This is a genomic window from Clostridium frigidicarnis (assembly GCF_900111985.1).
Lineage (GTDB): Bacteria > Bacillota > Clostridia > Clostridiales > Clostridiaceae > Clostridium_Z > Clostridium_Z frigidicarnis.
Genome location: NZ_FOKI01000007.1, coordinates 63,363 through 76,805, shown reverse-complemented (window position 1 = coordinate 76,805; position 13,443 = coordinate 63,363). Strand labels below are relative to the sequence as shown.

The 13,443-nt window shown below is 29.0% G+C and carries 11 protein-coding genes; all 11 read left to right on the top strand.

Translation table 11 applies throughout. The annotated features are described in order from the left end of the window. Window positions 1-189: 189 nt before the first annotated feature. The 11 genes from BM119_RS05905 (at window position 190) to BM119_RS05855 (ending at window position 13,442) form a co-directional block, all read left to right on the top strand. Complete coding sequence (locus BM119_RS05905; RefSeq protein WP_090039746.1) at window positions 190-2,097, top strand: acyl-CoA dehydrogenase family protein; 1,908 nt, start codon at window positions 190-192, stop codon at window positions 2,095-2,097. 50 nt (window positions 2,098-2,147) lie between these two features. Next, window positions 2,148-3,347, top strand: a complete 1,200-nt coding sequence (locus tag BM119_RS05900) for an FprA family A-type flavoprotein (RefSeq protein ID WP_090039745.1) — start codon at window positions 2,148-2,150, stop codon at window positions 3,345-3,347. A 572-nt stretch (window positions 3,348-3,919) separates the two neighbouring features. After that, a complete protein-coding gene (locus BM119_RS05895) occupies window positions 3,920-4,591 on the top strand; it encodes a response regulator transcription factor (RefSeq protein ID WP_090039743.1) in 672 nt (223 codons plus the stop codon). Further along, on the top strand, window positions 4,579-5,733 hold the full coding sequence (locus BM119_RS05890; RefSeq protein WP_090039741.1) for a sensor histidine kinase: 1,155 nt from the start codon (window positions 4,579-4,581) through the stop codon (window positions 5,731-5,733). Before BM119_RS05895 ends, BM119_RS05890 begins: the two co-directional genes overlap by 13 nt. Before the next feature lie 96 nt (window positions 5,734-5,829). Next, window positions 5,830-7,257 carry an FtsX-like permease family protein gene (locus BM119_RS05885; protein ID WP_090039740.1) on the top strand — a complete coding sequence of 476 codons (1,428 nt, stop codon included), beginning with the start codon at window positions 5,830-5,832 and terminating at the stop codon, window positions 7,255-7,257. Window positions 7,258-7,262: 5 nt separating this feature from the next. Beyond that, window positions 7,263-7,946, top strand: coding sequence for an ABC transporter ATP-binding protein (locus BM119_RS05880; protein ID WP_090039738.1), 684 nt, complete (start codon window positions 7,263-7,265; stop codon window positions 7,944-7,946). A gap of 103 nt (window positions 7,947-8,049) precedes the next feature. Next, window positions 8,050-8,418, top strand: coding sequence for a hypothetical protein (locus BM119_RS05875; protein ID WP_090039736.1), 369 nt, complete (start codon window positions 8,050-8,052; stop codon window positions 8,416-8,418). A gap of 418 nt (window positions 8,419-8,836) precedes the next feature. Further along, complete coding sequence (locus BM119_RS05870; RefSeq protein WP_090039734.1) at window positions 8,837-9,589, top strand: lipoprotein BA_5634 family protein; 753 nt, start codon at window positions 8,837-8,839, stop codon at window positions 9,587-9,589. 12 nt (window positions 9,590-9,601) lie between these two features. After that, on the top strand, window positions 9,602-10,294 hold the full coding sequence (locus BM119_RS05865; protein ID WP_090039733.1) for an ABC transporter ATP-binding protein: 693 nt from the start codon (window positions 9,602-9,604) through the stop codon (window positions 10,292-10,294). A gap of 33 nt (window positions 10,295-10,327) precedes the next feature. Beyond that, on the top strand, window positions 10,328-12,730 hold the full coding sequence (locus BM119_RS05860; protein ID WP_177199323.1) for an ABC transporter permease: 2,403 nt from the start codon (window positions 10,328-10,330) through the stop codon (window positions 12,728-12,730). A 19-nt stretch (window positions 12,731-12,749) separates the two neighbouring features. Next, window positions 12,750-13,442, top strand: a complete 693-nt coding sequence (locus tag BM119_RS05855; RefSeq protein ID WP_090039729.1) for a response regulator transcription factor — start codon at window positions 12,750-12,752, stop codon at window positions 13,440-13,442. Window position 13,443 lies beyond the last annotated feature (1 nt).

The window sequence follows — 13,443 nt, the reverse complement described above, 5'->3', positions numbered from 1 at the left end:
TTTTATAATAATAATTATTAATAAATAAAAAGGATTATTTAATAAATTCTTAAATTTAAATTATATAAGCATCTTTAGTTTTAACTTGTGTTAGAGATATATAGTGTTTTTTTATTTAAGATTATAATTTTTTATTAACAAAATTTATAAAAATTAAAATAAAACACCAAGTAAAAGGGAGGCAAATTTATGTTTTTTAATACTACAGAACAACACGAAGCTTTTCGTGCAAAAATAAGAGAATTTGCAGAAATAGAGGTAAAGCCACAAGCATTTATGTTGGATAAGGAAAGTAAATTTCCAACCGAGGCTATAGAAAAGTTAGGTAAAATGGGGGTATTAGGTACTCCGTATCTTAAAAAATATGGTGGGTTAGGTCTAGATATACTTAGTTATGCTATTGCTGTAGAAGAACTTTCTAGAGTAGATGGTGGTACAGGTGTAATTTTATCAGCCCATGTTTCTCTAGGAACATATCCAATTTTTGCATATGGAACTGAAGAACAAAAGCGAAAATATATGATTCCTCTAGCCAAGGGGGAAAAGATCGGTGCATTTGGCTTAACTGAGCTAAATGCTGGTAGTGATGCTGGTGGAACTGAAACTACTGCTGAACTAGAAGGAGATTATTATATTTTAAATGGTGGAAAGATTTTTATAACTAATGCAGATAAGGCAGATACTTATGTTGTATTTGCTGTAACTACTCCAGGTATAGGAGTTAAAGGTATAAGTGCCTTTATAGTTGAAAAAGGATGGGAAGGATTTACTTTTGGTGATCATTACGATAAATTGGGAATTCGATCATCTGCAACTGCTGAATTAGTATTTAATAATGTTAAAGTGCCTAAGGAAAACTTATTAGGTGAAGAAGGACAAGGCTTTAAAATAGCTATGAAAACATTAGATGGTGGGCGTATAGGTATTGCATCTCAAGCTTTAGGTATAGCTCAGGGAGCTTATGAAAATGCTTTAGAATATTCAAAAGAAAGAATACAATTTGGAAAGCCTATATGCCAACAACAAGTAATTTCATTTAAATTAGCTGATATGGCAACTAAGCTAAGAGCAGCTAGATTTTTAGTATATAGCGCTGCTGAACTTAAGGAAAATCATGAACCTTATTCTATGGAAGCTGCTATGGCTAAACAATATGCATCTGATATATGCTTAGAGGTTGTAAATGATGCATTACAAATCTTTGGAGGATCTGGTTACCTTAAAGGAATGGATGTAGAAAGAGCATATCGTGATGCTAAAATTTGTACTATTTATGAAGGAACAAATGAGATTCAAAGAATGGTAATTGCATCTCATATAATTGGTAAAATGCCTAAAAACGAAAGTAGAGCTAAAAAATCTCCCGCTGGAGGAATGACTGGTGCTCGTAAGAAAATGATTATAAAAGAGGGAGATGCTGAAGAAAGAGTTGCTAAGCTTGTAGAAGCATTAAAAGCAGATGGTTATGATTTTACTGTTGGTATTGATATAAATACTCCAATATCTAAGGCAGACCGTGTTGTTAGTGTAGGTAGAGGAATTGGTGAAGAAAAAAATATGGAATTTGCTAAAGCTTTAGCTATCCAAGCTGGTGCAGCCATTGGTTCATCTCGTCCTGTAGCTGAAACTTTAAAATACTTGCCTTTAAATCGTTATGTTGGAATGTCAGGACAAAAATTTAATGGAAATCTTTATATAGCATGTGGTATATCAGGTGCTGGTCAACATTTAAAGGGTATAAAGGATGCGACTACTATAGTTGCTATTAATAACGATGCTAATGCTCCAATTTTTAAGAATGCGGACTATGGTATTGTTGGAGATCTTTTAGAAATAATGCCACCATTGACAGCAGCTTTAGATAATGGTGAACCTAAAAAAGAAGCACCTCCTATGAAGAAAATGAAAAAGTATATTCCTAAAAAGGTTGCTCCTACTTGGAAGACATATGTTTGTAATGGCTGTGGCTATGAATATGACCCAGCTGTGGGAGATATAGAAAATGATATATTGCCAGAAACTCTATTTGAAGTTCTTCCAGAAGAATGGATTTGTCCAGATTGTGGTGAAGAAAAAGCTAATTTTATAGAGGTCTAATTTTATAGCAGAAATTTTAAGTTTTTTATAGTAAAAGGGAGGATTAAATTATGTATTGTGTTAGAAAGGTGACTGAAGACCTTTATTGGGTAGGCGGAAATGACAGGCGTCTAGCTCTTTTTGAAAATATTCATCCAATTCCAAGAGGTGTTTCATATAATTCATATTTATTATTAGATGAAAAAACTGTGCTATTTGATACTATAGATTGGTCAATATGTAGACAGTTTTTAGAAAATGTACAAGCAGTTCTTAACGGTAGACCACTTGATTATTTAGTAATAAATCATATGGAACCTGATCATGGAGCTTCTATTGAGGAAATAATATTACGTTATCCTGATGTTAAGATTATAAGTACTGAGAAATCTTTTTTATTAATGAGACAATTTGGATTTAAAATTGATGGAAGAATAGAAGAAGTTGCTGATGGAGATACAAAATCTTTTGGAAAACATGAAGTAACATTTGTAGCTGCACCAATGGTACATTGGCCAGAAGCTATGGTTACATTTGATACTACAAACGGTGTTCTTTTTTCAGCTGATGCCTTTGGATCTTTTGGAGCATTAGATGGTAAGTTATTTAATGATGAAGTTAATTTTGAACGTGACTGGATTGATGACGCTAGAAGATATTATACAAATATTGTTGGAAAGTATGGCACCCATGTTCAAGCATTGTTAAAAAAGGCAATTGGACTTGATATTAAAATGATTTGTCCATTACATGGTCCAGTTTGGCGTACAGATCTTGGATATTTTATTGATAAGTATGATAAATGGAGTAGATATGAACCAGAAGAAAAAGCAGTAATGATAGTTTATGCTTCAATGTATGGTAATACCGAGAGTGCAGCTACCTCTTTAGCTACTAAATTTGTGGAAAAGGGAATAAAAAATGTAGTTATGTATGATGTTTCAAGCACTCATGTGTCTCAGCTAATTTCTGAGACGTTCAGAGTTAGTCATGTGATTTTAGCTTCTGTAACGTATAACCTTGGTATTTATCCACCTATGCATAATTATCTTATGGATATGAAGGCACTTAATCTTCAAAAGAGAACTTTGGCAATTATTGAAAATGGATCCTGGGCATGTAAATCTGGAGATTTAATGGGTGAGTTCCTATATGGAATGAAGGAAATGACAGTTATAGAAGAGAAAGTGTCTCTTGTATCTTCTATGAATGAAAATAATGTGACAGACATGGATTCACTTGTTGAAAGTATTATAGAATCAATGAAATAGTTATACTAAACATGTTGTTTAAGGTATGTTCACCTAAAGTAAATTATGACTTTAATTTCATGGCAACGTATCACTTTTACTAAAAAATCTGCGACAGAAATGTCGTGGATTTTTTTGTGGTGTACCTAGCCTGGGCACGTGCTTATGGGTGAACTTACCACACAAAGTAAAGCTCTGAACTATTCGAAATAGAGAAAGTAAATATGTAAGATATAGGTGAAAGTAAGTGTTCTTACCTGTGGAGGTCTGATAGATATATCGAAAAGAGAATAAAATTTTCTAGTTGACAACCTATATAGTTATATATTAGGATTGAATTTTAAATTGTTCTTTAATATCATAATTATATAAAGTTTCTCATTTGTTTAGTGTTTTTATTGGAAACTAACAATAACAAATTTGAGACTTTTTTTTATACATTTTTACTTATTTAGTGAAATATTTTAATATTTGAAATCAAGTGGCTATGCTTTATTGAGATTAGCTTTAATTATTTGATGAATAATTAAGGTTAGGTTATAATTTTAAAAAAGTTAAGTTAATATTTAGATAATATATTAGGAGGAACAAAAATGCGTATATTAGTTATAGAGGATAATATAGAATTAGCTAATTCAATGAAGATTGGTTTAGAAAAGATGAATTTTAAAGTAGATGTTTCAAATACAGGAGAAGAGGGGGAAGAAAAAGCAAGTGTGAATGAATATGATGTTATTCTTTTAGATTTAAATCTTCCCGATATGGATGGAATAGAAGTATTAAGGTGTTTACGTAAAGCTTCAATACATACTCCAGTAATTATCATAACAGCTAGGGACAAAGTAGCAGAATTGGCTTTAGGATTAGATACGGGAGCTGATGACTATATAACAAAACCATTTCAGTTATTAGAGATAAGAGCAAGGATCCATGCTGTAATAAGAAGATTTCATGGTCGTACAAATCCAAGTATAAATATAGGAAAGTTACAACTAAATCCTATTACCCGTGCTGTTCATATAGAAAATAAACAAATAACACTGGTTGCTAAAGAATTTGATATTTTAGAGTATATTTGTTATAAGCATCCGGCGGTAGTATCTAGTGAGGAAATTGCAGAACATATATATGATGAAAATTTTGACCCATTTTCATCTGTATTAAGAGTGCATATTGCAAGGCTTAAGAAGAAATTAAGTAATGTGTATGGAGATGATGTTTTAGTTAATATTAGAGGAAAGGGATATGTTTTATGCGTAGAGTAAATTTAAAAAGTGGATTAGTTATAACCATATATTCTTTAATTTTAACTTTAGTTTTGATTTTTGGAATTTACGGGGTTAAGAGTTCATTTACTAATTTAGAAGAAAGTACATCGATGAGGGGCACTAAATTTTTTGCTGCTACTTATAATGTGGAAGAAAATAGAAAAAGTCTTAATAGCATATCCTATGCAGAGAATTTATTAGACAATAGATATGAAAATGCAGAAGTGATTAATGGGATAATTGTAAGATCCGACAGATTAATTGATGCCACCGAAATTGGAAGAGTATATTTAAGGAGTGGATTTGAAAATATAGCAAGTACTATTTTGATGTTTTTTTCTATTTTTATAATAGCATCCATTTTGTTGTGGATAAGTTTAAATAAGATTCATGATAAAGAGATTGAAAATATTGTAAATAAACTTAATATACCGGAGGACGACTTTGATCCAGCATTGATAAGTAGATCTTTTGGTATTGCCTATGAAAATATAAAGGATAAATTTAATCAAACTTTAGATGAATATAAGAGATTAAATTCCTATTTATCACATGAACAAAAAAATGCTATAGCAATCTTAAGGACTAATTTAGAAATAGATAATAATCAAGAATATCTTAAATTCATAGATAATATTTCAGATAGTATAGATGATGTTTTAACTTTAAGTGATGTAAAAGTTGATAAAGGTATGACAGAAGTAGATGTGTCCTTAATTTGTGCATCTATTTGTGATGGATATAGGAAAACGCATAAGAATATTCAATTTGATTTTGATGATGAAAGTAATACTATAATTTTAGCCAAAGAAAGATGGATTTATCGTGCTATAAGTAATCTAGTTGATAATGCAGTAAAATATGGAGAAGAAAAACCTATTGAAGTATCGGTTAAAAATAAAAATAATACGGTTATCATTACCGTTAAAGACCAGGGTATCGGTATGGATAAAAATTCTATTGAAAAAATATTTGATAATAAATATAGAATTAATGAATTAAATAAGGATGGTTATGGAATAGGATTAAGCTTAGTGTCCCATGTATGTGATTTGTGTGATGGTTTTGTAATTGTAGATAGTGAAATAAATAAAGGATCTTGTTTTTATTTATCCTTTTCGGAATATAAAGATAGATAATTTTAAAAATAATTTTATATTATGAGTTAACATTGAGTAAACAATATATTTGTTATACTTGCTATACAGTATAAAACAATAAAAGGAGAGTAGAACATGTATATTTTAAAAAATGCATTAAAAAATTTAACAAGAAACAAAGAACGAAACATTTTACTTGGTGTTATAATGATTGCAATACTTTCATGTGTAGCTATTTCAGTTATTATAAATACTACCTCAAGTGAAATCATAAAAGATTATAAAAATCGCTTTGGATCAGAAGTATTTATTCAGCCTGATCAAGAAAAAATGATGGAAAAGGTACAAAAAGAGGGTAACAACTCAATGGAATCTATTAGGCCTACCAATGATTTGCTAGAAAAATTATCTAAATCTGAATATCTAAAAGATTCGATATTTACTGCAAGTTACGGTGGTTATAGTGATAAGTTAAAATCACTAGACCAAGATGAATATGAAAAAAATAATAAGAATTCTGGTGGTACTAGAATGGCTACTATAGGAGGAAAAGAAAGATCTGAAAATGCAAAAGATTCTAATCTAAATATTAAGGGAGGACTTGATTCTGCAGGACTTGAAGAATTTAAAAAAGGTGATAGGAAAATCACTGATGGTAAAATGCCAGAGAAAGATGAGGAAGCTATAGTTAGTGAAGATTTTGCTAAATTAAACAATCTAAAAGTAGGAGATACTTTTAAAGTTCAAAACCCAGATGATCCTGATAAATATGATCCATTAGAACTAACTGTTTCTGGAATTTATTATGATGGAACTAAATCTCAAGATTATGGTTTTAAACATCCTATGATGAATAGAAAGAATGATATTATAACAACTTTCGACACTTTAAAAACATATAACCAAGAAGTATTAAAAGATAATGATTTAATATTTGTAGATGCAAAATTCTTCTTAAAAGATCCAGATTTACTAAGTAAGTTTAATGAAGAAGCACATAAATTGGGATTAAATGATTTATATGATGTATCAACAGATTCTCAAAGTTATGATGAAATTGTTAAGCCTGTTGAAGGATTACAAAAAGTAGCCAATATGTTTATGATATTAGTATTAGTATTTGGCGGTAGTATTTTAATTTTAATATCTATCTTAGGAATTCGTGAAAGAAAATATGAAATTGGTGTTCTTAGAGCAATGGGAATGAAAAAAAGTAAGGTTGCACTTGGATTAATCTTCGAAACATTATCTACAATAGCTATTTCATTAGTCGTAGGATTGTCTATTGCTAGTTTATCTGCCCAACCAATTTCAAATATTCTCTTAAAAAGCCAAATAGAGGCTCAAAAGCAGGGTGCAGCATCTGGAGGCATGGTGACTATGAGAATGGGGGGAGCATCTCCAAACGTAGAGCCAATAACTAATTTAAATGTACATCTTAGCAGTGAAGCAATTATGGGCATAATATTAATAGCACTGTTACTTGGAGCAATATCTATTGGTATTGGAATTATATATATAATGAGATTTGAACCAAGAAAAATATTATCGGAAAGGAATTAAAGGATATGAGTTTATTGAGTTTAAAAGATGTAAGTTATAGATATGAAAGTGGAAAAAAAGATGTTTTTGAAAATATAAATATAAACTTTGAAAAAGGAAAAGTTTATGGAATAGTTGGAAAATCAGGAGCAGGAAAAAGCACATTGCTTTCTCTAATATCAGGCCTTGATACCTGTACTAAGGGAGAAGTTTTATACAAAGATAAAAGTTTAAAGTCAATAGATAAGGATCTATATAGAGCAAATGATATTGGAGTTATATTTCAAGGATATAATTTACTCTTAAATGCCACAGCTAAAGAAAATATACTATTATCCATGAATATAAGTAATGTAAAGGAAAAAAATAAAAATAATTATGTTTATGATTTATTAAAAGATGTTGGAATTGATTTAGATACAGCTAATAGAAAAATCTTAAATTTATCTGGTGGTGAACAGCAACGTATAGGAATAGCTAGAGCTATTGCACATAACCCAGATATAATAATTGCAGATGAACCAACAGGAAATTTAGATAATGAGACAGAAGAAAAAATAATGGATATTTTATTATCATTAGCCCATAATCATAATAAATGTGTTATTATCGTAACTCATTCAAAAAAAGTATGTACATATTTGGATGAAATATGGGGATTAAAATCTGGAAAACTATTATTTATAAAGGAAAATGGTGGAACTGATTAGGTTCTGTCATTCAAAAAATAAGCGATTAAATGAAGTTAGTAATTCATTAATCAAATGAATATATATGTTTACTAGATTTAAATCACACAAATAGGAGGATATCATGAGATTAAAAAAAAGAAATAAAACCCCAAAGGCTACACTTATATTAAATACAATAGCAATGATTATGGGTATATTTGCAATATTTAATATATATAAGTCACATATGTATGTATCTAGCTTAATTGAAAAGGGATTTGATCCTAGCAGTGAAGTAGCAGAAGTTATTAATTATTATTTAACTACAGTTACTCCGTATATATTTTATGGAATATGTTTAGTTGCATTAGGGTATCTTATTAAAAAGGTTGATTATTTAGTGGATGCCAAGAGTGTAAGCCAATTAGATAAAGAATATTCAGAAAAAGCACCAATAGAAAAAGATGAAGACAGTGAACTAGACAAGCTTTTTGAAGATTTAGACGTCTAATAGAAGGAATCTTCTATAATATAAAAATATATTATATGAATTGTAAAGTCTGGAGGATACAGAAATGTATTGTCCAGATTTTTGCTTGCTACTTGATGACGAAAGTACATTGCAAGCTTGGCAGTGGGAACTGCTGAGAAGGGCAAGAATGGTTTGGACGTATTTGTGAGTGTATTTTTATAGCTTCTTCTAATATTTTTTTAACATTTTATTTTCCAATTTAGGTTTAACCATATTGACTAAATAGTAAGTATGGTTTTTTTTATTACGTAAAAAATAGATGGTATTAGCATAAAAATTAATCTTACAAACCAGTAAGATTGATTTTTATATTGTAAGCTTAACGTCATGGTTTTAAATAAATTTGTGTAATAGAATAAAAAGCGTAGTAAATAAAAAAATAAAGGAGATCAGATTTATGAAAAAATCAAGTAAATGGATTGTAACAGGGGTTGTTATTGTATCTATTATTATATGTTTCGTTTTAGTAGCACAGGCAGTAAAGGTTTATTTAAAGGGAGAAAAAATGCCTTTTAATGCAATTTTAATAAGCGGAGATAATAAAAGTGTTGATAAGGCTAAGGACAGTTATAAAGATAATACTAAATATACAAAAGATTATAAATATAAAATTGTTACTGAAGAAAAAGAAGTGGTAGATGATAATGGTAAAGAAGTAATAGATGATAATGGTAAAAAAGTAAAATATACTAATAAATATTTAGTAATGACTAAAGATACAGCAAAATCTATGTTAGAAGATCAAATATTTCGTGAAAGAAGAAAAGGTGTGCAAGGTCTAGAATCAGATTTACTTAAAACTTTACCAGATATTGAGGAAGGGAAAAGTCTTGTATTTGAAGAGCAATATAATGTTGATGAAAATGGTGAAAAAGCAGAAAAAGAAAAAATAATAAATATTAAAGGAAAAGAGTTATCTTTAACATATGGGGGGAATTGGCGTATAGGTTATGTACCAAATGGAGGTAAAGTAATAATAACAGATGATGATACCTATAAAGAAATAGATGGTGAAGAAACAAGTATGATTCTTATTAGATTTAAAAAAGGGACTAAGGATTACAGAAATATTAAAGATCAAAAAGAAGTTGAGCAAAAATTATCAAACATAGAAGATATAGATATAAACTATGCAATTATAAAAGATTAGAGGAGGGACATTGTGGAAATTTTAAGAGTAGAGAATTTAACAAAGACTTATGGTAGTGGTGAAAACAAAATAGACGCATTGAAAAATATAAATCTTTCAATAAATAAAGGAGAATTTGTAACTATTGTAGGTGCTTCAGGTTCTGGTAAAAGCACTCTACTACATTTACTTGGAGGACTAGATAGACAAACTGAAGGTAAAGTTATCATTGATGAAAAGAGCATATATGATTATAACGATGATGAATTATCAATATTTCGTAGAAGAAAGATAGGTTTTATATTTCAATTTTTTAATCTAATACCAGTACTTGATGCTGAAGAAAATATTGAATTACCAGTTATATTAGATAATGAAAAAATAGAAAAAGATTATTTAGATGAAATTATAACTATTCTTAATCTGCAAGATAGAAGAAATCATTTACCGTCAGAATTATCAGGTGGACAGCAACAGAGAGTATCTATAGGTCGTGCTCTTATTAATAAACCAAGTATTATACTCGCAGATGAACCTACAGGAAATTTAGATTCAAAAAATACTAGAGATGTTATTGATTTACTTAAACTTACCGCTCGTAAGTTTAATCAAACACTAATACTAATAACTCATGATCCTGATATTGCCGTTATGTCCGATCGTGTGATTACCATAGAAGATGGGAAAATAATAAGGGATAACTATTTAAATAAAAAGGGAAAATAAGGGGGGGATATTTTGATAAATAACTATAAAACTATGAGTACACTATATATAAAGCAAAATAAAAAACGTACTCTTTTAATACTAATAGGGATTATTTTATCAATTTCCCTTATATCAATTATTTTATTATTTATGAAGGGAACTGAAAAAGCACAGATTGAAAGTACTAAGGAAGCAACAGGATATTCATTTCATTTAGGATACAAAACATATACAGATGAAATACTAACAAAAGTATCAAATAATCCAAATGTAGAGCGTTATGGTATTATGTCTCGTGATAATCGAATAGACTATGAAGATATATATATCGATAGATATTATCTTGATAAAGGTGCTACTGAAATATTAAAGTATAGTCTTAAAGAAGGTAGGATGCCTGAAAATAATAACGAAATATGTATAGAAGATTGGGCAAAGCCAAACATAAAAGGTGATTTAGATATTGGTAAAGAGATAGTTATTGATGGAAAGCAATATAAAATTGTAGGTATTTTAAAAAATGAGTCTTATTCACAAGAATCAAAAACTATTAGATTAATTACCTTTAGTGAAAATCCTCAAAATGGAGAATTATTAGTTGAAATAAATTCTAAAGCAAATTTTGATGAAACTATTGAAACACTTTCATCACTAACCAGTGAAGATAATTTAATACGTAATAACGAACTTATAAATTCAATTCGAAGAGGTTCGAAAAAACCAATTTTGATTATTATTTGCATTGTAATTGCTATTGTAGTAAGTGCCACAATTATTGTTATATATAACTCTTTCCAAATCAATGTTGCAGAGAGAATGAAACAATTTGGTTTGCTTAGAAGCATAGGTGCAACAAAAAGGCAAATTAAAGCTATAGTGTTTAGAGAAGCCACTATTTTACTTATTATTGCAATACCAATTGGTATGTTATTAAGTATAAGTGTAATCTATAGTATAGATGTAATTTTAAAATTATTATTAAAGGGAGCAAACACTATATCAATAGTAAGTATTGATATAGGAGTATTAGCCATAAGCACTCTAATTACTATATTAGCAGTTTATATATCTAGCTTAGCACCGGCAAATTATGTAGGTAATATTTCACCTTTAATTGCAATAAACAGTCAAGTGGTTATTAAAAAAGAAGTTATTAAAAGAAGGAAAAATAGACTATTAAAAAAATTATTTAAGTATAAAATATTAATTGCGGTAAAAAATGTAAGGCGTAATCCAGGAAGAGGCCGAATTATGATATTGTCGATTATTGTAAGCTCGGTGTTGTTTATTACCTTTACTTCTTTGATGGAAGACGCTTTTAAATTAACATTTACTGATGTAGAAAATCTAAATATGGATTTAGAAGTTACTCTAAATAATGAAAATTATGATGAGCAAGCTTATTATGATTTAATAGAGCAAATTAACAAAGTAGATAATGTAGATAATGTTTATATTAAATATCAAAGTATTTATGGTATGTCAGAAATTTCATCAGATAAAAAAGTAAAAGAGGCAGGAAATATTTCTAAAAAAGAAAAATTTGGGGAAGTTAGTAAAGAAGTTATAGATACTGATATTAAAGCATATGATAAATTGGCATTAGATACTTCGGAGAAATACCTAACAAGTGGAAGTATAGATATTAATAATATGAACTTAGAAAATGGTGTAATTTTAATATCTGACGGAGTAAATAGAGATTATGAAAATGAACAACATTATATAGGTAAATTAACTAACTATAAGGTAGGCGATGAAATTGTTATACACAATGAGGATAAAGAATATAAAGTAAAAGTAATGGCCATTATGAAGAGTGATGTTTTAGAAAGGGAAGTCCAAAAAAATAGAATAACCCTTATTACTACAGAGCAGGTATTAGAAAAAATAATAGGAACAAAGACTCAAATAAATTCAATTGGTATTTCTTTAAAAGATGATTCCATTCATTTAAAAACTGCATCAGAAGTAAATACCATTTTGCAAAATTATCCACGTAGTAATTTAACTAATTTTGTAGATATTAATCAACAAAATAAAAATAATAAGATTATGATTCAAGTACTAGTATATGGTTTTATCTCAGTGATTACATTAATTAGTAGTATAAACATCATAAATACAATATCAATGAATATTACTGTAAGACGTAAGGAGATAGCAATGCTAAAATCCATTGGTATGTCACAAAAAGATTTGAAAAGGATGATAATGTATGAAGGATTATTTTATGGGCTATTTGGAGGTATATCCGGAGCGCTAATTGGTTGCGGTTTTTCTTATATTATATATAAAGCTATATTGGGGATTGTTGGGATTCAGTGGAAGGTGCCTTTGGGGTTAAGTGTAATTACAATTTTAGCATCCATAATAATAAGCTATTTATCTACGTTACTTCCTATGAGAAAAATTCAAAGAAATAATATAATTGAAGTAATTAGAGAGGAGTAAGAAAAAGAGGAGGGTTTTTATGACTAGAATACTATTTGTAGAAGATGATGCTTCCTTAGGATATGCACTAGAATTTTCATTAATAGATGAAGGTTATGAAATAGTGAGAGTTTGCACTATACATGATGCTAAGGAACAATTTATCCAAGATAAGTTTGATTTAATACTATTAGATGTAAACTTGCCTGACGGAAATGGTTATGATTTTTGCAAATATGTAAGAGAAAAATCCAATATACCTATTATATTTCTTACAGCTTTAGATGATGAGGTGAATGTTGTTTTGGGATTAGAAATAGGGGCAAATGATTACTTAACTAAACCTTTTGGTGTTAGAGAATTATTAGCAAGGATTAAAGTGCAGTTACGTTCAAACCTATTAGATGTGCCGAAAGATAAATTAGTAAGTGGAGATATAGCAATTAACACATCTACAACTCAAGTATATAAGAAAGAAGAAGTTTTGAATTTAACAGCATTAGAATATAAGCTATTAATATTATTTATTCATAATCCCCAAAAAACATTGAAAAGGGATTATATTCTTGGAAGCATTACAGGTGAAGAGGACACTTTTTTTGATGAAAATACATTATCTGTATATATAAAGCGTCTTAGAGAAAAAGTTGAGGATGACCCTAAAAATCCAAAATACATTATAACCCAGCGTGGACTAGGTTATACATGGAATGTTAAAGTAGGAGCGATATAAT

What these genes read in the sequence shown, in the direction of transcription:
- BM119_RS05900 (WP_090039745.1), top strand. Translation starts at nt 2,148, where the DNA reads ATGTATTGTGTTAGAAAGGTGACTGAAGACCTTTATTGGGTAGGCGGA.
- BM119_RS05895 (WP_090039743.1), top strand. Translation starts at nt 3,920, where the DNA reads ATGCGTATATTAGTTATAGAGGATAATATAGAATTAGCTAATTCAATG.
- BM119_RS05880 (WP_090039738.1), top strand. Translation starts at nt 7,263, where the DNA reads ATGAGTTTATTGAGTTTAAAAGATGTAAGTTATAGATATGAAAGTGGA.
- BM119_RS05905 (WP_090039746.1), top strand. Translation starts at nt 190, where the DNA reads ATGTTTTTTAATACTACAGAACAACACGAAGCTTTTCGTGCAAAAATA.
- BM119_RS05890 (WP_090039741.1), top strand. Translation starts at nt 4,579, where the DNA reads ATGCGTAGAGTAAATTTAAAAAGTGGATTAGTTATAACCATATATTCT.
- BM119_RS05875 (WP_090039736.1), top strand. Translation starts at nt 8,050, where the DNA reads ATGAGATTAAAAAAAAGAAATAAAACCCCAAAGGCTACACTTATATTA.
- BM119_RS05870 (WP_090039734.1), top strand. Translation starts at nt 8,837, where the DNA reads ATGAAAAAATCAAGTAAATGGATTGTAACAGGGGTTGTTATTGTATCT.
- BM119_RS05885 (WP_090039740.1), top strand. Translation starts at nt 5,830, where the DNA reads ATGTATATTTTAAAAAATGCATTAAAAAATTTAACAAGAAACAAAGAA.
- BM119_RS05855 (WP_090039729.1), top strand. Translation starts at nt 12,750, where the DNA reads ATGACTAGAATACTATTTGTAGAAGATGATGCTTCCTTAGGATATGCA.
- BM119_RS05860 (WP_177199323.1), top strand. Translation starts at nt 10,328, where the DNA reads ATGAGTACACTATATATAAAGCAAAATAAAAAACGTACTCTTTTAATA.